This window comes from Dyella sp. OK584 (assembly GCF_057787755.1).
This window is the reverse complement of the sequence record NZ_CM173542.1, coordinates 4,192,933-4,213,935: the sequence shown is the minus strand read 5'-3', so window position 1 is coordinate 4,213,935 and position 21,003 is coordinate 4,192,933. Positions and strand designations below refer to the sequence as shown.

Sequence of the window (21,003 nt, the reverse complement as noted above, 5' to 3'; positions counted from 1 at the left end):
CTTGCGGAACATGGCGTCGGGTGAGGGGGCGCCACAGTGATGATCTGGACAAGTCGTCGTCCGTCATTGTGGCTGCACACCAGCGCCGTGTTCGGTGCCTTCGGAGTCATCCGGTAGCCAGGGCGGACTCCGTTCGGGTGTTGCCGCACGCGATACAATGGGGCTTCCGCATCCTGGCCACCTCTGATGACCGAGCCCGTCCGCCTCGCCAAACGTATTGCCGCCATGACGCAGTGTTCGCGGCGCGAGGCGGAAATGTATATCGAAGGCGGCTGGGTGCGCGTGGATGGCGAGACGGTGGAAGAGCCGCAGTTCATGGTGCTCGATCAACACATCGAGATCGACCCCAACGCCAAGCTTGTTCCACCCGAACCTGCCACGCTGGTGTTGCACAAGCCGGCGGGCGTCACGGTTGATCAGGCACGCGCCTTGATCACCATGGAGAGCCACACCGAGGACGATGCCTCCGGCGTGCGCCTGTTGAAGCGCCACTTCGCCCGTTTGGAATCACCGCTGCCGCTGCCTGACAACGCCAGCGGCCTGCAGGTGTTTACGCAGGATTGGCGAGTGAAGCGCCACCTGGAAGAAAACGGCGACCGCATCGAGCAGGAGATGGTCGTCGAAGTTGCCGGCAAGCTCGCGCCGAATGGTCTCGCGCTGCTCAACCATGGGCTTAGTTTCAACAACTACGCGCTGCCGCCCATCAAGGTGAGTTGGCAGAACGAAACCCATCTCCGCTTTGCGTTGAAGCGCATTGCGCCCTCCATGGTCGAGCGCATGTGCCACGCGGTCGGGCTGAAGGTGTTGGCGGTCAAGCGCATCCGCGTCGGCCGCGTTCCCATGTCGCGGCTTCAGCCAGGGCAATGGCGCTATCTCGCCAGTACAGATCGGTTCTAAGGAACCCTCTGTTTAGCTCGTCATCCCACTAGCCCGTCATTCCACTAGCCCGGCATCCCACTAGCTCGTCATCCCTGCGAAGGCAGGGATCCAGCGTCTTCATTGCCTTGCAACGGCATTGGATGACTCGCTTCGCGACCTTCCCACGGACGTTCCGCGCGCTGTGCCCCTGTCCAGTCTTCGCTTGGATGATGGGCACAGACTTTGTTGCATTCCCAATCGTCATTTCGTCACGGGGTGACGGTCGGGCTCACCCAACAACCTCACTCGCCGCCACCGCCAGACCCGACACCACACCCAGCGACGGATCGCCGTGCACCAGCGGAATCTCGGGGAAACACGCTTGCACGCGCGCCTTGATCTGCGGTGAGCGCGACGTACCGCCAGTGAGAAACAAACTGGCGGGCAGGGCAGGCAGGTCGGTGCGCACCGTCGCAAGCGTGCGTTCCAGTTGCGTGAGGAAGGGCTCGATGGCGGTGTCGAAGTCATCGCGGCTGGCGTCCACGTCCAGGCCGGCTTCGATGAAATGCAGTTCGGCGCGGTGGTTCGTCGCTGCGCTCAGCATGATCTTGGTGCGCTCCGCCGCCTGATTGAGGCGCGTGGTGGCACCCAGTTCCTGCAACGCGCGCAGGCGCGGGCCATAAGGCGCGGCCACCAGACGATAGTTCTGTTTGCGGAACTCGCGCTGCTTGGGCAGGTTGTGCACACTGGCCGCTTCCACAAACTGATGCTGCGGCACGCGCACAATGTCCTTGCCCAGCAGCGGCATGAAGCTGTGCAGGCTCACGCCCACGTCCAGATCGGTGCCGCCCTTGGGCAGGCCCCAGTTGCGCGCAATGAATGGTGCCTGGTTGCCGCCGAGTTCCGCGTGCGTCACGTCGGTGGTGCCGCCGCCAATGTCGACGATAAGCGCGTGCTGCCGGTCCGCGAGGCTCTTGTGGTAATGCATCGCGGCGGCGGCGGGTTCTTCCAGAAAGCTCACTTCGTCAAAGCCGGCCACGGCGGCCGCCTCGCGCAGAATCTCGATGGCCTGTTCCGAGCCCGCCGCACCCATGGAGCTACGAAACTCCACCGGCCGCCCGATCACCGCACCGCGCACCGGCACGCCAAACTGCCGGCTGGCGGTAAGGCGGATGTGTTCGAGAATGTGCGTGGCGATATGCACGATCACCTTGCGCACCTGCGGGTCCAGCCGATAACCGAACATCGACTTGGGCGACTCGATCAGGTTGCCGCCACCGCTGTCGAGATAACCCTCCACTGCCTCCTCGCCAAACAGGGCGTGCTGAAAGCTGGCGACCGAGGCGGCCGTCTCGCGGGTCTGTTCTTCCATCCACTGGCGGCGCACCACGCGCAACGATTCCTGGCGCAAGTCATGCTCGGTGCGCGACACCGGCGCCTGTCCACGCGCCGCCGCAGCGGCAGTCATCTGGCGCTGCTGGTTACGGGCAAGGCGTAGCTGGGCTTCAAGCTGTGCTTCCAACTCGGGCGTCAGCGCAAAGTCGCTGGGGTCCGGCACCAGCTCGGGAAAATACACCGCCGTGCGGAACTGCTCGGCGTCGCCGAAGCGCACCAGAGTCAGTTGGCCGTTGATGATGGCGGCGGCAGCGGAGTAGCTGGTGCCGAAGTCGATGCCGATGTGCATGGGGGTGTGTGGTCGTTGTGTTGCAACCGCACATTATGACTGGTAAGTCGGTCTAGCGGGAAATCGGTTGGCGGAAGCGTCTTCCTTTTGCCCTTAGCGACCTTGCGGCCCCCGACTCGAGGGCAATCTGCGACTGTCCGCTTTCGACCCGACGCGAACACACTGCCGCGACATCAAGTTGAACTCACTGGCGGGCTGGTGGCGGAAACGGGCATGCTGGAGTTATTCCGTGGAGACGGGGGAGGTCCATGGAGCGATCACCGCGCAAAGCCGGCGTCGGCCAAGTGCTTGTGTGGATGTGTTTTGGCCTTGTTGGTTGCGGCTACATCGTCACGCAGCAGATCTACGTATTGCACCGACTTCAAGTGAGTGGCACATCGACCTGGGGAACCTATATCGAACAGGTTTCCCCCAAGGGCAGGCGAAGCGCCTATTTCCGCTTTGACTTCGATCTCGGTAGCAGGCGCTTTGTTGGTGCAAGCAGCGAGTACGAAGCGATACTCCGGCCCGAGTCCTGGCCATCGCGGCTTGGCGATCCAGTCATGGTGTACTACCTGCCATCCGACCCCCGCGTTAATCGGGCGGGCAGACCCGCAACGCAGCTGCTCGAGTGGTACGGAGTGCTATTGCTGTGGATCGGATTCACAGCCATCCCTGCGTATTTTTCCCTCTGGCGCAACCAAGCCAATAGGGAGAAGGTAGTGGGCGTCTACAGGCAAGTAGTGCTTCGCGTCCCTCGCGGATGATCGTGTGTTGAACCTTTGGGGTCGCAACAAAGAGTTCAGATGAGGCTAATAAGGGGCCCGTTGCTATAAACCATGAACGTCCGCTTTCGATCCGAATCGGTCATTCGCACTAAGACTCCCGCAATGACTTCACCATCGAGCTTTGAGGGTAAGGGCTTCAGCCGTCCTTCGACCGGCTGGCAACGACGTAGAAATGCTGAACATTCGGCTCGAATTCGAGCAGAAAGTCGGTGTCTTCGGGGTAGTACTTCGCCTTCAGAATGTCATCGCCGGCAAATCGACGAATCGACTGCTCCGAGTCCCAGTGCGTCACTGTCAAGAAGTGAGTGACCTCACCATCGTCTCGACGCAGCACTGAGACATCGATGTTCCCCTCAACGGAGCGATAGTCTGGAATCGCACGTCGTTCGAGAAATGACGCGTACGCTTCAGCGTTCTCTCGAGATGTGCGGCCATGCCACATGCGACAGATCATGAGCTTTCCTCGGTGGATACAAGGGGGCACTTCCTCAGGCGTAACTTACTTGATGTGATGTATGGACCGCGCCCACGCGGATCCGGATGAAAGAAGCGCGATGCAGCGGGCGTCCTTGGTCCGCGCTCCGCGGCTGCGGTGGCCATTGGCAACACACCTCCTGCTGTCGCAGTCTATGGGTGTTGTAACGACCGGTTGAATCCGCCACCCAAAGCGGACATGACGGAGTGAGCGATTACATGCGAGAGGATGAGGCGCGCCCAGTCCGCCCCGATCAACGAATAGCCGGCATTGATGTGCTGCGAGGCATTGCGCTCTTCGGCGTGCTCGCGGTCAATCTCATCACCGAGTTTCGCGTTTCGCTGTTCCAGCAGTTTCTCCCGGCATCCGCTGAAGGATCGTGGTTAGATCATGCCGTCGAGGCAATGGTAAGCATCGGCGTGGAATTGAAGGCGTTTGCCCTGTTCTCGTTGCTGTTCGGTGTGGGATTGGCGATTCAATTTGAACGGCTTGCGACCAAGCCACGCCGCCTTTCATTGCTGGCCAGGCGGCTTCTCGTGCTCCTCGGGTTTGGCCTTATCCATCTCTGCTTCATTTGGAATGGCGACATCCTTACCGAGTACGCGTTACTGGGGCTGTTGGCCTTACCATTCCTCTATGTTTCGAACCGAGTCCTTGCGGTCGCCGTAGTGATGGCATTGGCGGCTTATGCGGCGCTTCCGTTCTGGCTCCCCGATACGTTCTTTTGGCCGAGCGAAGCGTGGCTCCAGCAACATGTGCAAGAGGCAACCGCGGTCTATGCGAACGGAACCTGGACGCAGGTCATCCGATACAACATCGGCGAGATCTCGAGCCTCATTCCGCTACACCTGTTTGTAGCCCCGCGAACGCTTGCGCTGTTCTTGCTTGGAACGCTTGCATGGCGAACGGGTCTCCTACGCCGACCTGAGCATCATCGTCCTTTGCTCCAGGGCGCCGCCATTCTGGGTTTGATTCTTGGTTTTGGCATGAACCTGCTTGATCCACCCGGCCAGTCCTCACCCTGGCACTCCTGGGCTCCGGTCATCTCAGTTTTTATAACACTGGGCCCTGTTGTGCTCGCCATCGGTTATGGCTCCGCCATCATCGTGCTCTATACGTTCACCCGAGCCAGCCGAATCCTTTGCGTCGTTGACCCTCTCGGTCGCATGGCCTTCAGCAACTACCTGACTCAGTCGCTAATCTTGAGCTGGATCTTCTTCGGATACGGACTGGGTCTTTTCGGCCGCATGAGCCCATCGCAAGCGATGCTGCTGTGCGTCGTCGTTTACCTTGCTCAAGTGAGCATCAGCCAGTGGTGGCTCAAGCGGTTTCGGTTCGGACCGATGGAGTGGTTATGGCGATCGCTCATGTATGGCGCCCGTCAACCCTGGCGGATAGGTACAACGAACGGCGCCGGACGATGAAGCATCATCAAAAAAGGTCCGCTTCCAACCCATGGCTCACAATTCAGCGCTGTGCGCGATAGCCATGAATAAAAGTGGCGATAAGCCGCGGCCTGGAAGATATGGCACTACCAAATAGAGGAGGCGTGTCCGCTCTGGTTGACGGGTAGTAGTGCAATGCGCGCCTCATGCCGGGGGCAGTGGAGTTGGCAACGGACCTTTGGTGGACTCAGATGCCGATCAACGAGGCCTTCCTGCAGCATCGTCGCGGAATCGGCGTCGCCATAAGTGCAGGAAAGAGCTTTCTCATGAGTGAACGCGTCGCCACACGACTTCACCATGTGCACCTTCTGCGGCACCGCTGGAGGGCTTCGCCACGCTGTAGGTCAACATGTCGCCATTGAGCGTGTAACTCGTATTACTGATCTTGCCGTCCCAGTTCGGGAACGACGCATGCAGGATCTGGCTGTGCAGGACGCTGGCATCGGCGGTGACGTGGCCGAAGTGAGCGTTACTGTCCATCGAGGCGGCGCGATACTCATCCGGCGTGCCCTTGGATTTGTCGTTCGCGGCAAACGGCATTCGCTTTGTGCGAACCATCTGCATCATGTAGTCGCCCTGCGCATCAATGATCCACATGCCTTCAGGCTGCGGACCATAGAGTTCCACGTGATGCCCATCCGGATAGACGTTGTCACAGCGGACAAGTGTCCAAGCGCCGACCAACTCCTTCGGTACTGGCATGTGACCCATGACGGCATCGCCCTGTTTCATGGGGGCCTCCTGGGCTATCGCGAGCATCGGCGCCGCAGCCATCAGCACAAGGAAAGGAGCGAGCTGGACGAACTTGGCACGTGACATGGGGACACCTGTAGTCGTGGGGTGGGTATCTGGCATCATCCTCGCGATTCTTCTTTTTGATAATTGGGGTCAATTTTCATTGACCTTCAAAAAATATTTGAAGATGATTCGGCAAGCGCCTTCTGCAGCCGGGATGGAACTTTATGAACCGCCTCAGCGACATGCAGCTCCTCGTCGATGCGGCCGACCTGAGCAGCCTGTCGGCTGCCGGACGGCGGGCCGGGCTCACGCCGGCCGCTGCCAGCGCCTGCGTCCAAAGGGTGGAAGCCATGCTTGGCGCCCGACTCTTCGAGCGCACCACGCGACAGTTGCGCTTGACCGATGAAGGGCGCATCTACATAGGATCCTGCCGGATCGCCATCGAGACGATGCGAAATGCCGAGCAAGCGGTTCGCGCCGGCACCGACAGCGTAAGCGGGACACTGCGCGTCTCCGCGCCTTCCGATTTCGGGCGCAACCTGCTTGTCCCTATCCTGGACAGTTTCATGAGGCTTTATCCCGACGTGCGCATCGTCCTCACGCTGTCGGATTCGCTATCACGCTTTCTGCCCGATGACATCGACGTTGCCATCCGCGTCGGTCAATTGGAAAACAGCGACCTCGTCGCGCGGCATGTGGCCGATAGTTGGCGCGTCGTCTGCGCTTCACCCGCGTGCATCGCGACCCACGGAAGACCGGCAAAACCTGCTGATCTTGCCGATCTGCCAACGCTTGTCCTTACAACCAACGCCGGTCCACGAAACGAGTGGCGCCTCGGAGAAGACGTCGTGCGTGTGCGTCGATACCACGAATGCACCGATAGCGAGGTGATACGTCACTGGGCCGTGCTCGGCCATGGCTTCGCCTACCGGCAACTTTGGGCGGTGGCAACCGACGTGCGCGAAGGTCGCCTTGAGCTCATCAACCCCTCTGCGTGGTTCGCGCCAGCGCCCATCCACGCCATGTACCACCCCAACGTCTTCCAACCTCCGCGCGTCCGCCGCTTCGTGGATTTCCTGAGTGCGGAGATGACCAAACGACTCCCTGTCGATATGGAACAAGCGATGGCGTTTGCGGCGATGAAGTGATCATGCTGGCGAGCGAGCACTGTTTGGTGTCCACCCGTAGCGAACATTGCTTTCGTCCATCAGGAGATCAACAAGAGGTGTGTGAAATCAGTCGGGACGTTTTTGCTGATGGCCCTGGTTGGCTCTGCAATGGCCTTCGGCGCCGATGATTTCACTCCTGCAGGAATGGAGCAGATCCAGCCGAACCTGGGGCCGAACTGTCCGGCGAAACTTAAAGCACCGGACAAAGGCTTGTTGGCAATAACGGACTCCGGCAGGAGCGGTAGTTCGTAGAGTGCGGCCACGGTGCCGAGGAGTACTGGGTCTCCTATCATCCGTCGGAAGCGTTCTCCAATCGCATTACGCTTGTGGAGGTGAAGCGGGTTACGGACAAGGCGAACTAACGTCCGCTTCCGACCCGAAGCTGACTTTAGTGGCAACTGCCGGATCTCGAGAGTGGAAGTGAACTGGATCGCCGACGATGCTCGCGCGGACGTTACAGCCCCTCATTAATCCATAGCAGCAAAACAAGGGTCCAAAACAGGGGCAGGGTGCACTCTTCAGATTCCTGCTCAGCCTACAAAGTGCACCCTGATGCCTGTTTTTTCCCTGCTCTTTTTGGCCGATCTTTACGACGGCAATTAGTGCACATCATCCGAGCCACGATTGCAGCTCGAATAATTAGTGTTTGCCATGGTTTGAACATACGAGCCAGGCACACTTACTGCCGGAACTGTTACACAACGCACATGCCGTGTATTGGCCGTATTTGTCTTTGCCTGCACATCCTTATGCGTTGGCTGTGCTGTACAAGCAGCTGCCAGGAGCAAGGACAAGGCGAGTAGTACAAACTTGCTCTGCGACATATGGTGCACCCCGAAGTCCGTTAGGGATTACATAACTTCACTGTTTCAGGCAACTTGCCCCGAGATGATAGGCAGACAGGCCAGCATTTGGTAGAGACGCATGAGCCGCTTTGCGCATAGCGCGAGAAAGGGGCCGAGCGCAATTCTGGACCACTGGACGAAACGCTAGTGTCTGGAAGATCAGCAATAACATCCGTCGGCCAATGACGTGGTCGGTTCCCCGTCCGGTAAGTGAGTGGACGATTTACATATGTCCGCTTCCGACGGCGGCCTCAACCGGTCAATGCAACACTTCTGCTGCTTGCGCAGTCGTTAGTGTGTTGCGTTGACTGGTTGAGGTCGCCACGCAGCGCGGACATTGGCTATCCTTTTCGAGACCTAAAGGATCGGCTGAAGTAACCCCTCGGCATCGGTGGATATCAGCCAATCCGTTTCCTTGCTAGCTTGAAGGTATCTTGCTGTGACGACGATTTCAGAGAAAGCCGGGCTTCTCACTTTCATCAATGTCTTTACGGTGCGCCCGGAGAATCAGGACCTGCTTGTTGAGCTTCTGACGCAGGCAACCGACGTTTCGGTGCGCCACGCCGAGGGCTTCGTTTCGTCTGCCTTGCACCGCAGTCTCGATGGCACCAAGGTTACGATGTACGCTCAGTGGCGAAGTATGGAAGAGTATCAGGCTATGCGCGGCGATCCTGCCGCAAGCCCTTATTTGGCGAGGGCGTTAGCGATCGCGACCTTTGAGCCTGGCGCTTACAACGTGGTCAAGACCTTTACGTCATCTCTGCTCGATGGATGAGCACAAGGTTGGGCGATATGTCTGCCTGCGACCCGCAGCGGACATTGCGCTCTGCCGCGCGTATTCCATCCAGGCGAAGCGAATGACTCGCGGTTATGCCTGTGTTCTCCCGAGGGCACTATCGCGGTGCTCGTGAAGCCCAAGGCATAGCAGAAAGAGGAGATTTTCTCATGGCGCATGAATCCGATGCATTGCCAACCGTCTCGCCGGCCCAACGTGCGATCACCATCATCGCTGCTGCCACCGTGTTGGCACTGTTGTACTTCGGAAGAGAAGTGCTCGTTCCGATTGCTCTTGCGCTGTTCCTCAGTCTGCTTATGGCTCCGTGGGTTCGCCTGTGCCGCCGAATCGGCCTGGGGCACGGTCCCTCCGTTTTTTTTGCTGTGCTCGGCCTGGCAGTCGTCATGGCGGGATTGGTAACAGTCATCGGCTCGCAGCTCGTTCATATGGGCCGAAGCCTGCCGCAGTATGAGGCGACCATCCACGCCAAGGTTCAGACGCTGCGTGCCATGACCGTCGGGCGCATGGAAGTGATGCAAGGCGAATTCGGCAAGGTCATCAGTCAGTCCGACGATCGGAGTGCCTCCCTGCCGATGAAGTCTGCGACTACGCCATCGAGCTCGGCGTCGACGGCTACCAATGAGGTTCCGGCGCAAGTGCAGACGCCGCACACTCCCATGGCCGTGATGACACGCATTCTTTCCACAGCGTGGATCCCATTGCAGACGGCGGGCATTGTGCTGGTCGTCTTGATTTTCGTTTTGCTCGAGCACGAGTCCCTGCGCGATCGCTTCATTCGACTGGCGGGCGGTACGGATCTGCGTGCAACGACCGCGGCGATCAATGATGCGGGCGGACGTTTGTCGCGGTTCTTTATCTCAACGTTCTCAGTCAATTTTGGGGTAGGCGTGGCGATCTGGGTGGGGCTGATGCTTATTGGGGTTCCCAACGCGCCGCTTTGGGGCGCCCTCACAGCTACGTTGCGTTTTGTACCGTATGTGGGCGTGTGGATCGTCGCAGTACTTGCCGCGCTGTTTGCTGCGGCTGTCGTTCCGGGTTGGTCGCTGCTGCTCATGACGCTGGCGTTGTATGCCGTTGTCGAAACTGTCGTGTCGCAGGTGGTCGAGCCCTTTCTCTATGGCCACACCACGGGCCTGTCGCCGTTGGCCGTCGTTGTGGCGGCAATCTTCTGGAGCTGGCTGTGGGGGCCGATAGGGTTGATCATGTCGACGCCGTTGACATTGTGCCTCGTGGTCGCTGGGCAACACGTCAAAGCACTCGATCTGCTCAGTGTCTTGCTGGGCGATACGCCGGCATTGACGATGCAACAACGGCTTTACCAGCGTGCTCTTTCCGGCGACTCCGACGAAGTGCTCGTCGAGGCTCGTGCTTTCCTGAAACGCAAATCGTTTGCCGCCTATTGCGATGCAGTTCTGTTGCCAGCTGTGCAGCTTGCTCGCGCCGATCTGGCACGGGGAGTCATCAGCCGAGAGCAGCAGGCTGGCGTTCGAGAGGTCATAGTGACGGTCGTTGAGACGCTTGGTAGCGAGGGGCGTAAATGGACTCGCCGGCATCATCAGATATCGGTTCTCGATGGAACGAGTATCGGGCGCCGGCTGCGCCAGCAGCGCGAGGATATCAGTGGTCGCTGGCAAGGCCCGCTGTCGGTAGCCCCGGAGTCCGTGGTTCTTTGCGTGGGTCTTGGTTCTCTCGCCGATGATCTGGCTACTGAGATCCTCACGCGCATCCTGCGCGACCTGCATATTGATGCGCGGCATCTATCCACCGAGGATTTCGTAGCCTTCGAGGCCGAGCCTCATCCGGACTTAACGCCAAACGCAGTCTCCATGCTCTACATCGTCAGCGCTGATGCGCCCGGGCAGCAGCGCGTCGATAGCCTGGCAGTCGACATGCGCGAGCGGTTTCCCGAAGCATGTATCGTTGCCGTACTGCTCCCGGAACCGCTGGCACAGGGGGACGTTTCGGGAGTCGTCGGTTCCGACCTCAATGAAGTCGTGAACTCACTCGAAGCAGCCGTGCTGCAGGCTATTGATAGGTTTCCCAAAGGCGCGACGGGCTCCTCGCCGTAGACAGCGACGTATGCCGCCACCAACGGACCTTGTCGCCATGTTGGATTGTCGACATGCTGAAAATGTCTGCTATCGACCCAAAGCGAAGGTTACCGACCGCTACGCTACAACCTTGAGAATGGGGTCAGGTTCCCTTTTCCTGATTTCATCAGTGGATGAAGGGTTGGTGTTGGAAGGGCGGCCGAGAACGGAGCCAGATTCCCTTTTTCACGAGCAGCTGAGGGGGAAGTCAGCCCAATCCAATTTTCGCTCTCTGTGCCCCTGCTGGCGGCGCCTCATTCGTTAGTGCTCGGCCTAAGCGGCACTTCCTTCGTGGTCTTTTCCAGAATCTTCATTGCCTCGGCATTCCTACGCTTCCATTCGCGTGGTTCCGCATCGGTTTGTGGAGCATTGTCATAGACGGCTGCCTGGACTTGTGACTTTGCGCGTGCGGTAGCGGGGTTGGGTGCTGCGCGACTGGCTGTCACTGCTGGTCGTGGCGTAGCTAGCGCGATAGGTGTTGACGTTGATTCCATTGAGGCGATCAAGATCGACACCTTATGCGGCGCTCCTTAGCGAAGTGCAGCCGCCACCGCCTCGTCAATCTGCAGCGCAAAGCGCGCTTCAACATCGGGCACCGCGTAGCCAATCGACAGTTCCAGATACGCGTCGCCGAGCACCAAATTAACGAATGTCGCTGCCCGCAATGAAGCCGTCAATTCGTCAAATCGCTTTCGCAGAATTTTTGCGGCGAAGGCGCGCACTACCTTTGCACCATTGTCGTAAAACACCTGGCCGAGTTCCGGGCGACGCTCGGCCTCAGCGACGATGGTCCGGTAAAGCCGCAGGTTATCCGGCGCGATAAGGTTTTGTGCCAGCAACCATCCCAACGCGCGCAGTTCGGCGTCGGGTAAGCCATCGGATTGCTCGCCCTGAGCGCTGGCAAGAAGCGCGCCCACCTGAGCGCACATCGAACTCACCAGGCCAACAAAGAGCGCGTCCTTCGACTTGAAGTGGCGGTAGACCGTCTGTTTGCCCACGCCGGCGGCCGAGGCGACATCGTCCATCGTTGCCAGACCGAAACTCTGGCGTAAAAAAACGGCTTTCGCACCGTCGAGGATGGCAGACCGCTTGCGGCGTTGCAGCGGGCTCAGGCCGGGGGGAGAGGAAGCGTCCATACGGGGTAATTAACAGATCGTCGCGTAGTTGACAAGACTGACTAGTCTCGTTTAGATTTGCCAAAACGAGACTGCGTGGTCTCGTTTGCGCGCCGATTCAACTTCGCGAGCAATCGTTGGGAGAACGCTTTGAAACTGTTCATTACAGGTGGTACTGGCTACATCGGGCAAACGGTCGCGCGCAAGGCAATCAGCCTCGGCCATCAGGTGACGGTGCTGGTGCGCCAGGACAGATCGGCGGCGGCCAGCGCGCTGGCACGTCTCGGTGTGAAACTGCATTCCGGCGACCTGCGTGAGCCAGAGTCTTTCGCTGCGACTGCCGGTGCCGCTGATGGCGTGGTGCACATTGCGTCGACCAACGATGCTTCCGCCGCTGCTGCTGATGAGGCTGCGGCAGTAGCGATGCTTTCGCATTTGCATCCGGGTGCGGCGTTTGTCTATACGTCGGGCATCTGGGTCTACGGCAATACGGAGGGAGAGCCCGCGACTGAAGCATCGGCGCTGAATCCGACACCACTCATCGCCTGGCGGCCCGCAGTGGAGCAACATGTGCAGGCGCTGGCAGCAAGCCGCTCGGTGGCCGCAGTGATCCTCAGACCGGCGATGGTGCACGGCTACGGCGGCGGCATCTTCGGCATGCTTGCCGGCATGGCCCGTCAGACCGGCAGTGTGCGGGTCGTCGGCGATGGTCGCAATTACTGGCCTGCCGTTCACGTCGATGATCTCGCCACGGCTTACCTGAGCGCGGTGGGGCGGGCAGCAAGCGGGGACGGTCGAGTTACGGGACAGATCTTCAACGTGGTCGCGGAAGATGCCGTTGCCGTTGCAGAAATAGGTGAAGCGATTCGGGCCTCGATCGGCGCTGATCGCGTCGAACCTTGGCCGCTCGACGATGCTCGCAAATCGCTTGGACCGTTCGCTGACGCATTGGCGCTCTACCAGACAGTAAGCGGCCTGCATGCCCGGCGAGTTCTTGCGTGGGAACCCCATAGTCCCGGCCTGATTGCGGACCTCTCTGCACAAAACCACTTTCAGCAAATCAACGGAGCATGACGATGGCGTGGAACAGTGCGTCTTTAGAATCGATCCTCGCGATGATCGTAGCGGCTCTGTTCGCAGTTGCCGGGGTGGTCAATTTCGCAAGACCCGGCGCGGTGAAGCGAGACTTCGCACGCTGGGGTTATCCGGCATGGTTTCAGTTGCTCTGTGGCGCTCTCGAGCTGCTCAGTGCAGCACTTCTTCTTGGGCAACAAACCAGAGTCTTAGGCCTAGCGCTGGCCGGCGCGATCATGATCGGCGCGCTTTTCACGTTGCTACGAAACCGGGAGCCGTTCGGACATCTCGCCCCGGCGCTGTTCTTCTCGGCTCTCATTGTGGCTACTGTGGTGGTCCGCTTTTTGTAGCAATGGCTGGCCTTCGGTGGTGAACTTCCCACCGGTCAGATGACTGGCGAAGCTGGTCAGTTCATTTGCCCATACTGGTCAGCTGCGATGGCAATGGACGGTCAGCTCGGTGGCAATACGCACTGACGGAGATCTGGCGCGCTCGCCACTGTTTGCATTGAGCCAGGGTTGTTGCGTCGTTCTTGTGCAGTATCAGGTCAATGCCGCCATCTGCACCGTCGAGACTGGTTTCCCGGATGGTGTAGCCCCGTCGACGGAAGGCCTCGCCCACCAGCAGTCGAACTCTTTCCAGTTGATGGCGCGGATGATGTCGAGACCGAAAACGGGGTCAAGTTGCCTTTCTTTCGTTCGCGGTCGAATGGTGAATGCGTTCTCCATTGACGGCGTCGCCGGGAAGCTGAGATGTGTGCAATGGAGCAACCCGATGAGCAGGGCGTTCACAGTGCTACGCCGAAACCCCTGAATCTCGGGTCGATTGAGGGTTGCCCATTGTGCCGTCGTCCCTCTCGCTTGCTGCTTGCTTCAGCAAGATTTCGTAGAGCTGGATTCGGAAGCGAAGGCTGACTTGCATAAGGCTTGACCAGTAGCAAAGCACGAGCGCAAAGCCAAAGATGATTTCTGGCCAGCTAGGCTGGGGTGGCCAATGCAGATCTTTGAACTGGATGAAGAGGGCGATCACGATTGGGAGTGCGCCCAATTTTTCCAAGCTGCCAGTAAGCAGTGGCAGCTTGTCTTTGAGGCGTTCGTGGCGGTGAGCCGCGTACTCCGCCATCGTTTCGAGCTGATCCTTAGGAAACGTCCCTAGCCATTCGATGAGTTCGGCGTGGTGGGGCATTTCGAAGTCCAACTGATCCGCATACTCGCGGCGCTCCGCCGCGAACCCCGGCATTCTCCAGGGGAGTGGAGGAATGACCGCCATAGCGAGTGCGATAAGCTCGATGGCGAGCATCAAGGACACAAACACTAGGGTAGGCATGTTGTCAGGCAGCAACTTTCCGCCAGCGATTCCGACGAATCCTGCTGTAACACCAACTATGTAGCCCCAACGAGCTTTCTTTGTCAGTTGCATCGACATGCTCGGATGCTCCGGCAAGGCCTCGATGCGGTCGTTCAATGCCCGAAAGGTCAGTTTCGCCTGTTCCATAGCTCCCCCTTGTTGCGGGTAAGCATATGGGGAGTATCGGGATTCGGCCAGAACTGGGGCACGGCCTCATGCGGATGCGCGGCGATGCCTTACAGGCATGCGCCAGCTCTTTTGCTACGTTCGGCGGGTCACCCGCGCCGTCTTTGTCGGGCTACGCGAGTGACCATTGCAGTGATGCAGTGATGCAGTGTTGAAGCGCGGATCGCGTGAGTTGCAGCTCACACGATCCGCTGACCATAACCAACTAAATAGGAGTTGATCGTGGCTACGCCAGATCATACGGCACTCGTTCGCCCGCTGAATCCCTTTGGCGGCAATTCCACCCAGTCTCCCGGCCGTCCGTTTGCTTTCATGGATATGGTTGGGGAATCGCGGCAGCACATTTCCATCCGGCTTTCGGCCGTCTCGTTGGCGATTAACGAAATCACTTCGTTGCTTGCCGATAGCGAGGCTTTTCGAGAGGCGCTCGCCGGCGGCGTAGTCGTCACGTCGAGCACATGGCCGCTCAAGCCGGCATGCACGGAAAATCTCTTTGCCGCGATCTGCTTCCTCAGCCAGTTCGCCGAGACGCTCAGGCATGAGCAGAGGGTGGTTCTCTAGAGTCCGATGATCGCCCCGCGGCGTGTCGCGTTATGAGCACGGCACGTCGCACCTGGATATCGCGCCAGGTGGCGATGTCGGCACAGGCGAGTCGGTTTCACCAAGGGTGCGTTCGGGAAATGGTTTGCGCGCTCGCTGTTGCCGCGTTGCAATGCCACCGCCGCATCCGCCACAAGCATGGACGCAACGAGTGACTTCATGAATACAGAAACCCGCGCCCATCCGGGCGAGATCCTGCTGCACGACTACCTCATTCCGTTTGGCATCACTCGCTGCGCATTGGCGCGCGCCACGGGCATCCCATCGCGTCGCCTCACTGACATCACCAAGGGCCGGCGTGCCATCACCCAGGATATTGCCGTGCATCTGGCTGCTCAGCTTGGCACCACGGCCCGCTATTGGCTGTGGCTGCAGATGGATTACGAGATTGAACGGTCGAGGTCGATGGGCGCGCGAGAGAACGGAAGTGGAGTTAGCGCGGCGCCGACAAAACCATGAAATGTCCGTGTGCGTTGAAGCACGCCAAGGCGATAAGAGTTGATGTGCGCCCTGGACGTGTCTCCTCAGAAGTTCTCACAGGATGACTTTGGAAGCCGGTGCGCTACGCAGCGGTAGGTGGTCCAAACCAAGTGGTTAGCGCGTCAGCGAGCCCCGCCTGAGTCAGGTCCCCTACCCACGCCACATATCCGTCGGGCCGAATCAACACGGCGATAGGAGCAGTGACCGACCCGAGTGCCGGAAGCTCCCACGTACCAACGTACCTGGCGTCAACCAGTCGAACCCGATCTGCCCACGGAGTGATGTCGAAGCCGCCGGGCTCATCGAGATTGAGCAGCACCGGCCGGGCATCGTGAAGCAGGGTGAAGACCCGCAGTGGGCCGTTGGCGGTGACCAGGTCGAGATCGGGCATGCGGCGTCCGAGCAACGGGTGCCCCTCGCCGAGATCGTAATGGATGTCCAGACCAGACATCGTGGCGGCAAACCGTTTGCGAGGCTCATCCATGCCAAGGAGTTCGGAAAAGGTGTCGCGCAAGGCCTTCGTCCGGTCGTTTGCGCGGCGCAGCGCGACTGCCGCCATCGTATGGCGCAGCACGCGGGCGGCGATCGGGTGGCGCTCGGCATGGTAGGTATCCAGAAGGCTGTCCGGCGATATCCGGTTGACCACCTGGGCCAGTTTCCATCCCAGATTCACTGCATCCTGCATGCCGGTCTGGAGGCCCTGTCCCCCATCCGGGGAATGCACGTGCGCGGCGTCGCCGGCCAGCAAAATCCTTCTGTCGCGGTACGCCGAGGCCTGCCGGGCCATATCGGTGAACCGGGAGATCGAGGTTGGAGTGTGGATTCCATAATCGGTGCCGTACACGGCGATGAGCGCCTCGCTGAGATCGCGCAAAGTCGGCTCGCCGGTGGCTCCGATCTGCTGTTCGGTCACCAGGACACGCACCGGCCCATCCTCCAGCCTGTTGAGGGAATGAAGGCCCAAGGCGTCGCGGCGGATGCCCCATTCCGGCTCGTCGGTTATCTCGACCTCGGCGATCAGGTTGCTGGTTGTCGGGTCCGAACCGGGGAAATCAATGCCGGCTGATTTGCGGATAAAACTTCGTCCGCCATCGCACCCGACTAGATATTGCGCATGCAGCGATTGGCCGTCCGACAGCTCGATGTCGACGCCAGTATCGTTCTGCACGAAACCCGTCACCTCACGCCCGCGATAGGTCGGCACACCGAGTTCATCGACCCAGCCCGCGAGTATTCGCTCGATGTGCTTCTGCCATAGAGCCAGCCCGTAGTTGTGCCGGGTGGGAAAGTCGCTGATGTCGAAAGAAACGCCCGCGAACCCTGCGACTTGGGCCACCTGTCCCTGCGAGAGAAACCTATCGGCGATGCCACGCTGATCGAGAACCTCGATGGTGCGTGAGTGCAGACCGCCCGCGCGCGAGCCGGCGAGATTCTGGCTGGCGCGTCGCTCGACAATGGCGACGTCGACCCGCGCCAACGCCAACTCACCCGCCAACATCAGCCCCGTCGGGCCTCCTCCAACGATCACCACTGCATGCTCGGTCATGGCTGCACTCCGATCGACGCTAGCGGGACATTGACACTGGCCAGCGGCTCCGCGCCAAAGGTGTGCAACTGCACCGCGAGTCCCGCTACCGGTTCGACGTCCCTGCACGACCCAATCATCGACAACATCACACGCATCTCGTGACTCCCATTTCCGGCGGTTCTGCCATAGGTCGGCGATGCTGCAGCACGCCCTGGGCCTTACGGCAAGCCCCCCGGCGGGCTATACTCTGGAAGTGGGAAGGAGTGGGTCTCCTCCTTTCCCTTCTTTGTCCGCGCTGGACGGACAAGCTCCTCGCGAAGCGGCGGAGCGCCGCTTACGACGTATCGCCTCTCTCATGAGCCTGCGGATGCAGTCGCAGCACGAGACGTTCACCACCCTCTTCGACATGGCCGGCTCGAACATCGTCGAGAGCGTCGCCATTCTCATGTCGTTCGTCGCTAGCTCATCATGGCCCGGCATTGCAAAGCAGTGCAGTGGTTGGAAGCCGAATAGTCGTTCGACACGGGAAGGCTCGGCGGGCGTACACCGAGCCTGTTCGCACTTATCCCGTGGTGCTGATTTATTTCAACACCTGCTCCGCGTCCACGATCTCTACCCCCAGCATCTGCCCGAGCAAACTGTCGAACCAGGGCTTGTGCTGGCTACCGACAATGGACAACACGCGCGCACCGGGTGACTCGCGGAAAGCGGCGTGGACGTTCGCTGTCATTCGCAGATTGCGGGTTTCCCAGCCGGCGACGTACATCTGCCCGTAGTGTTGCGGTGATGTATCTGCAAGGGCGGCGCCGAAGTCGCTGCTGATGGCGGCGCGCATCACCTTTGGGCTGTTGATGTACCGATACAGCGCCAGCATGTCGCCGCTCTGCCAGAACGTCTTCTTGGTGTTTTGGATGGGGCTCATGATTGCTGCGGCTCCATCCCACGCTTTCTGGATCGCCTTGCCGTAGGCAGTCGCATCCGTCACGTCGACGTTGTCGCCGGTATGGTCGTCAATGGCAAACACGCGCTGCAGTCCCAGCCTGGCCGCCAAGGGTGCGGCGATCTGATAGTTCTCGCTGTTAGTCGTCACGCACTTGTCGAGCCGCTTTGCGAGTCCATCGTCAAGACCGTCGCCAGCATGGCGCTCGGTTGCGGGTAGCTGCAGCCATTGCACCAAGGCTGACGTATCGTCATTGGCGGCAAGGAACAACGCCGCCAGGTGCCGGCGCTGCACGAATGAAGGCTGGGCTGGCCAAGCCTTCAAGGTGCGCTGTACTTCGGCAATGGCTGCCGGCACATCCAGCCCCGTGGCCGCCTTCGCCATGCCTGTGTTCGCACAATAAATGTTTACATCCTCAGGGGCATACACAGTGGGATGACGTGCCAGTAGATCGCAGCCTTCACCGGAAATCTGTTCGACTGTGATGATCTGCGGCTTGAATGTCGCGAGTCGCTCCAGCATGGGCTTCAAGGTTTCAGGTTTGAAGCCTTTCGGAGCCTCGGACAAGTGCACCGTGCCCATCACCAACACTTGCGTGCGCGGCCCCGCTTCCTGTTTTCCCAGCGAGGCCAGATCGACTTGTGTCTGTGCCAAAGCAGAACCCGTCATCAGCATTGCGAGCTGACATAACAGCCAACGCTTGACCATGGATAGATCCGAAGAGAATGGTGGCGGGGCACGCTACTGCAGCGCTGCTGCGCCGTACCAGTGCTAGGGGACATGGATGCCGTTCCCTGGGGCGCGGCTGTCAGGGAGCTAGTCTGGTGAAATCGTTCTCAAAGTGAGGGCGCAACGATTTCCAACGTTTCAGGCTTCGACCAGACTGCCGTCCTCGGTATCGGCAATAACGCGATTGCGTCCGGCGTGTTTGGCGCGATAAAGCGCTGCATCCGCGTCCATGAAAATCCGTTGCAAGCCGTAGCCGGAAGTGTCGGTGGAGGTCAGGCCAAAGCTGGCGGAAAACGAGATGACATGTCCGTCTCTCTCGATCTGGGTAGCGCCAATGGCCATGCGAATGCGATCGGCGATAGCCATGCCCTGGTCGCGAGGGCAATCGAGCAGAAGAATGCCGAACTCCTCGCCGCCTAGACGTCCGAACAAGTCGGCTGGGCGCAATTGTTGTTGGCAGATGGCGACGGTACGCCTCAGCACGGCGTCTCCCATGGCGTGACCGTGGGTATCGTTGACTTGCTTGAAGTGGTCGAGGTCGATGGCTATCAGGCAGGCGTGGCCGAGCTTTTTGTCCAGCAGGCGCAGGGCACGATCGGCCTCACCGATGAAGTGCTGGTGGTTGAAGATGCCGGTAAGCCCATCGTGTGAGGACAGCTTCTTGAAGCGAAGCTGCGAGCGCTTGATCCGAAACAGCCAGAAGACGATGGATACCAGCACCAGCATCAACAGCACGATATAAAGCCGGCTGGTTTCGACCGCCTTGGTGTCCAGTGCCTGTTGCAGCCGCAGGATGTTGTTCTGCTTGCTGAGACTTTCCGTCTCGAGCTTTTGCACAAGCATGTGCTGCTGGGCTACCTCGTAGGCCAGCGCCCTGGCACTGATGTCGTTGAGATGGCCCTTGTCCTGGGCCATGTAGTGCTCGTAGTACGAGAGTGCAGCGGCGACGTTGCCCCGCCTTTTTTCGATCCGGTAGAGCACCTCGTAGGCATCTCTCAGCCACTCACTGATGTCGTCCGCGCTACTCATGGCCACGGCTTCAAGGGCGGTTTTCCTTGCGTCGTCGTCGCTACCCAGTTTTGCGTAGGCCTGTGCCCGCTCAACCTTCGCGGACAGCATTTGGAAATGGTACTGATTGACCCGGTTGCTGTGGTCAACCCGGTCCAGCAGGGCCATCGCCTTGCCTGGTTGATCTTCGTCGAGGTAGAGGCTACTCAGGATGAGCCATATGGCGTTGACGTAGACCGGTTGTCTGGCGTCCTCGCAGGTATTGATGGCCTGTTGTAGTTCTGGGCTGGCTGATTTGAGCCGCTTTCCGTTGAAGAGTGCTGCGACTCGGAGATAGCGAGGGCGGCACAGGGTCTCTCCGGGCGGAGTGGCGTCCTCCATCATGCGTGCGTACTGGATGGCAAGATCGGTTTGGCCGGCCAAATCCAGCATCTGCGACAGATTCAGCAGGAGCGTGAAGCGGATCTGCGGATCCTTGATCATGGGCAGGCTGGTCGTCAGGCGATTTGCCAGCGCGAAGGCCTCCTCGTAGCGCCGATTAGTCCCGAGGTTGATCAATAGCAGCGCCGATGCCTTGGCGACCAGAGTCTTGTCATCGGAATGATCAATGACATCGCGAAGCTGGACTTCGGATTTGGCGTAGTCGCCCTGGAAACTAATCTCCCAAGCATCGAGATACCTGAGATGCCATTGCTCGCCCGAGGTTAGGTCAGGGGCTTCGCGGTGAATCTGCTGCAGCATCTGGACGAACCGCGGGTGATCTTGCGTGCGTAGGCTCTCGGTCTGGTCGAGGAATTGGGCCGGATTCGCAACGGGCGCGGCCGCATGGCCGGCCTGCACGAGCACGCACCAAGCCATGGCCGCGATAGCGGGCCATGACCAGGTGCGGCTCGACTGCCGGGGCATGTCGAACTCGTCTATCGTCAGGACAAGGAGCTGCTGTCCCCGGGAGCCGGGGTGTCTAGCGGTTCCTCTCCCTCGTCTTCTTCCTCGTGACCGGGATTCTGGACGACTTGAGGCGCTTGCATGGGCTTGTGCCCTAGTTCCTTGGATAGCCAAGAACTGTCGCCGGAAGCCACCGCCATCGTGAGGGCCTCAGAGGCCTGCGCCTGATCCAGCATGTTTGTCA

Annotated in this window: 19 protein-coding genes; 9 read left to right on the top strand and 10 right to left on the bottom strand. The window is 59.7% G+C overall.

The features are described 5' to 3' along the window. Positions 1 to 186: 186 nt before the first annotated feature. Complete coding sequence (locus AC3CBN_RS19020) at positions 187 to 897, top strand: rRNA pseudouridine synthase (protein WP_488634552.1); 711 nt, start codon at positions 187 to 189, stop codon at positions 895 to 897. Positions 898 to 1,147: 250 nt separating this feature from the next. Here the strand turns inward: AC3CBN_RS19020 and AC3CBN_RS19015 are convergent, their stop codons facing one another. Together AC3CBN_RS19015 and AC3CBN_RS19010 are read right to left on the bottom strand one after the other, a co-directional pair. Next, complete coding sequence (locus AC3CBN_RS19015; RefSeq protein ID WP_488634551.1) at positions 1,148 to 2,542, bottom strand: Hsp70 family protein; 1,395 nt, start codon at positions 2,540 to 2,542, stop codon at positions 1,148 to 1,150. Positions 2,543 to 3,445: 903 nt separating this feature from the next. Then, positions 3,446 to 3,763 carry an antibiotic biosynthesis monooxygenase family protein gene (locus AC3CBN_RS19010; protein WP_488634550.1) on the bottom strand — a complete coding sequence of 106 codons (318 nt, stop codon included), beginning with the start codon at positions 3,761 to 3,763 and terminating at the stop codon, positions 3,446 to 3,448. Positions 3,764 to 3,990: 227 nt separating this feature from the next. On the opposite strand from AC3CBN_RS19010, the gene AC3CBN_RS19005 reads away from it, so the two are divergent. After that, on the top strand, positions 3,991 to 5,208 hold the full coding sequence (locus tag AC3CBN_RS19005) for a DUF418 domain-containing protein (RefSeq protein ID WP_488634549.1): 1,218 nt from the start codon (positions 3,991 to 3,993) through the stop codon (positions 5,206 to 5,208). A 285-nt stretch (positions 5,209 to 5,493) separates the two neighbouring features. Here AC3CBN_RS19005 and AC3CBN_RS19000 read toward each other — a convergent pair whose 3' ends face one another. After that, entirely contained in the window at positions 5,494 to 6,048 is a 555-nt protein-coding gene (locus tag AC3CBN_RS19000; protein WP_488634548.1) for a lipocalin-like domain-containing protein, read from the bottom strand. A gap of 143 nt (positions 6,049 to 6,191) precedes the next feature. Here AC3CBN_RS19000 and AC3CBN_RS18995 point away from each other — a divergent pair, with 143 nt between their 5' ends. The 3 genes from AC3CBN_RS18995 to AC3CBN_RS18985 all read left to right on the top strand — a co-directional run bounded on the left by AC3CBN_RS18995 (position 6,192) and on the right by AC3CBN_RS18985 (position 10,846). Beyond that, on the top strand, positions 6,192 to 7,115 hold the full coding sequence (locus AC3CBN_RS18995) for a LysR family transcriptional regulator (protein ID WP_488634547.1): 924 nt from the start codon (positions 6,192 to 6,194) through the stop codon (positions 7,113 to 7,115). Between the two features lie 1,305 nt (positions 7,116 to 8,420). Further along, positions 8,421 to 8,756, top strand: a complete 336-nt coding sequence (locus AC3CBN_RS18990) for an antibiotic biosynthesis monooxygenase family protein (RefSeq protein WP_488634546.1) — start codon at positions 8,421 to 8,423, stop codon at positions 8,754 to 8,756. Between the two features lie 170 nt (positions 8,757 to 8,926). Beyond that, the gene (locus AC3CBN_RS18985) at positions 8,927 to 10,846 is read left to right on the top strand and encodes an AI-2E family transporter (RefSeq protein ID WP_488634545.1); all 1,920 of its coding nucleotides are present in this window, start codon (positions 8,927 to 8,929) and stop codon (positions 10,844 to 10,846) included. A 551-nt stretch (positions 10,847 to 11,397) separates the two neighbouring features. Here AC3CBN_RS18985 and AC3CBN_RS18980 read toward each other — a convergent pair. Beyond that, complete coding sequence (locus tag AC3CBN_RS18980; protein WP_488634544.1) at positions 11,398 to 12,003, bottom strand: TetR/AcrR family transcriptional regulator; 606 nt, start codon at positions 12,001 to 12,003, stop codon at positions 11,398 to 11,400. Between the two features lie 75 nt (positions 12,004 to 12,078). Between AC3CBN_RS18980 and AC3CBN_RS18975 the strand changes: the two genes are divergently transcribed. Then, a complete protein-coding gene (locus tag AC3CBN_RS18975) occupies positions 12,079 to 13,056 on the top strand; it encodes an NAD-dependent epimerase/dehydratase family protein (protein ID WP_488634543.1) in 978 nt (325 codons plus the stop codon). Beyond that, positions 13,053 to 13,406 carry a DoxX family protein gene (locus tag AC3CBN_RS18970; RefSeq protein ID WP_488634542.1) on the top strand — a complete coding sequence of 118 codons (354 nt, stop codon included), beginning with the start codon at positions 13,053 to 13,055 and terminating at the stop codon, positions 13,404 to 13,406. Before AC3CBN_RS18975 ends, AC3CBN_RS18970 begins: the two co-directional genes overlap by 4 nt. A gap of 61 nt (positions 13,407 to 13,467) precedes the next feature. Here the strand turns inward: AC3CBN_RS18970 and AC3CBN_RS18965 are convergent, their stop codons facing one another. Genes AC3CBN_RS18965 through AC3CBN_RS18955 form a run of 3 tightly spaced genes read right to left on the bottom strand, consistent with a single transcriptional unit; the run spans position 13,468 to position 14,550 of the window. Further along, entirely contained in the window at positions 13,468 to 13,677 is a 210-nt protein-coding gene (locus AC3CBN_RS18965; protein ID WP_488634541.1) for a restriction endonuclease, read from the bottom strand. Continuing rightward, entirely contained in the window at positions 13,599 to 13,847 is a 249-nt protein-coding gene (locus tag AC3CBN_RS18960) for a hypothetical protein (RefSeq protein WP_488636787.1), read from the bottom strand. The genes AC3CBN_RS18965 and AC3CBN_RS18960 overlap by 79 nt, the downstream gene beginning before the upstream one ends. Before the next feature lie 4 nt (positions 13,848 to 13,851). Beyond that, positions 13,852 to 14,550, bottom strand: coding sequence for a hypothetical protein (locus tag AC3CBN_RS18955; RefSeq protein WP_488634540.1), 699 nt, complete (start codon positions 14,548 to 14,550; stop codon positions 13,852 to 13,854). Between the two features lie 261 nt (positions 14,551 to 14,811). Between AC3CBN_RS18955 and AC3CBN_RS18950 the strand changes: the two genes are divergently transcribed. Both AC3CBN_RS18950 and AC3CBN_RS18945 read left to right on the top strand, forming a co-directional pair. Beyond that, entirely contained in the window at positions 14,812 to 15,150 is a 339-nt protein-coding gene (locus AC3CBN_RS18950) for a hypothetical protein (RefSeq protein WP_488634539.1), read from the top strand. A 198-nt stretch (positions 15,151 to 15,348) separates the two neighbouring features. Further along, positions 15,349 to 15,648, top strand: coding sequence for a HigA family addiction module antitoxin (locus AC3CBN_RS18945; protein ID WP_488634538.1), 300 nt, complete (start codon positions 15,349 to 15,351; stop codon positions 15,646 to 15,648). A gap of 103 nt (positions 15,649 to 15,751) precedes the next feature. On the opposite strand, the gene AC3CBN_RS18940 is transcribed toward AC3CBN_RS18945, so the two are convergent. The 3 genes from AC3CBN_RS18940 to AC3CBN_RS18930 all read right to left on the bottom strand — a co-directional run bounded on the left by AC3CBN_RS18940 (position 15,752) and on the right by AC3CBN_RS18930 (position 20,933). Beyond that, positions 15,752 to 17,215, bottom strand: coding sequence for an FAD-dependent monooxygenase (locus tag AC3CBN_RS18940; RefSeq protein WP_488634537.1), 1,464 nt, complete (start codon positions 17,213 to 17,215; stop codon positions 15,752 to 15,754). 562 nt (positions 17,216 to 17,777) lie between these two features. Beyond that, positions 17,778 to 18,830, bottom strand: a complete 1,053-nt coding sequence (locus AC3CBN_RS18935; RefSeq protein ID WP_488636770.1) for a DUF5694 domain-containing protein — start codon at positions 18,828 to 18,830, stop codon at positions 17,778 to 17,780. A gap of 174 nt (positions 18,831 to 19,004) precedes the next feature. Continuing rightward, positions 19,005 to 20,933, bottom strand: coding sequence for a tetratricopeptide repeat-containing diguanylate cyclase (locus tag AC3CBN_RS18930; RefSeq protein ID WP_488634536.1), 1,929 nt, complete (start codon positions 20,931 to 20,933; stop codon positions 19,005 to 19,007). Positions 20,934 to 21,003: the final 70 nt, after the last annotated feature.

Bases quoted from the DNA above. Each gene is read 5' to 3' on its own strand.
- AC3CBN_RS18995 (WP_488634547.1), top strand. From the start codon at position 6,192: ATGAACCGCCTCAGCGACATGCAGCTCCTCGTCGATGCGGCCGACCTG.
- AC3CBN_RS18955 (WP_488634540.1), bottom strand. From the start codon at position 14,550: ATGGAACAGGCGAAACTGACCTTTCGGGCATTGAACGACCGCATCGAG.
- AC3CBN_RS19000 (WP_488634548.1), bottom strand. From the start codon at position 6,048: ATGTCACGTGCCAAGTTCGTCCAGCTCGCTCCTTTCCTTGTGCTGATG.
- AC3CBN_RS19010 (WP_488634550.1), bottom strand. From the start codon at position 3,763: ATGATCTGTCGCATGTGGCATGGCCGCACATCTCGAGAGAACGCTGAA.
- AC3CBN_RS19020 (WP_488634552.1), top strand. From the start codon at position 187: ATGACCGAGCCCGTCCGCCTCGCCAAACGTATTGCCGCCATGACGCAG.
- AC3CBN_RS18980 (WP_488634544.1), bottom strand. From the start codon at position 12,003: ATGGACGCTTCCTCTCCCCCCGGCCTGAGCCCGCTGCAACGCCGCAAG.
- AC3CBN_RS19015 (WP_488634551.1), bottom strand. From the start codon at position 2,542: ATGCACATCGGCATCGACTTCGGCACCAGCTACTCCGCTGCCGCCGCC.
- AC3CBN_RS18970 (WP_488634542.1), top strand. From the start codon at position 13,053: ATGACGATGGCGTGGAACAGTGCGTCTTTAGAATCGATCCTCGCGATG.
- AC3CBN_RS18940 (WP_488634537.1), bottom strand. From the start codon at position 17,215: ATGACCGAGCATGCAGTGGTGATCGTTGGAGGAGGCCCGACGGGGCTG.
- AC3CBN_RS18985 (WP_488634545.1), top strand. From the start codon at position 8,927: ATGGCGCATGAATCCGATGCATTGCCAACCGTCTCGCCGGCCCAACGT.
- AC3CBN_RS18945 (WP_488634538.1), top strand. From the start codon at position 15,349: ATGAATACAGAAACCCGCGCCCATCCGGGCGAGATCCTGCTGCACGAC.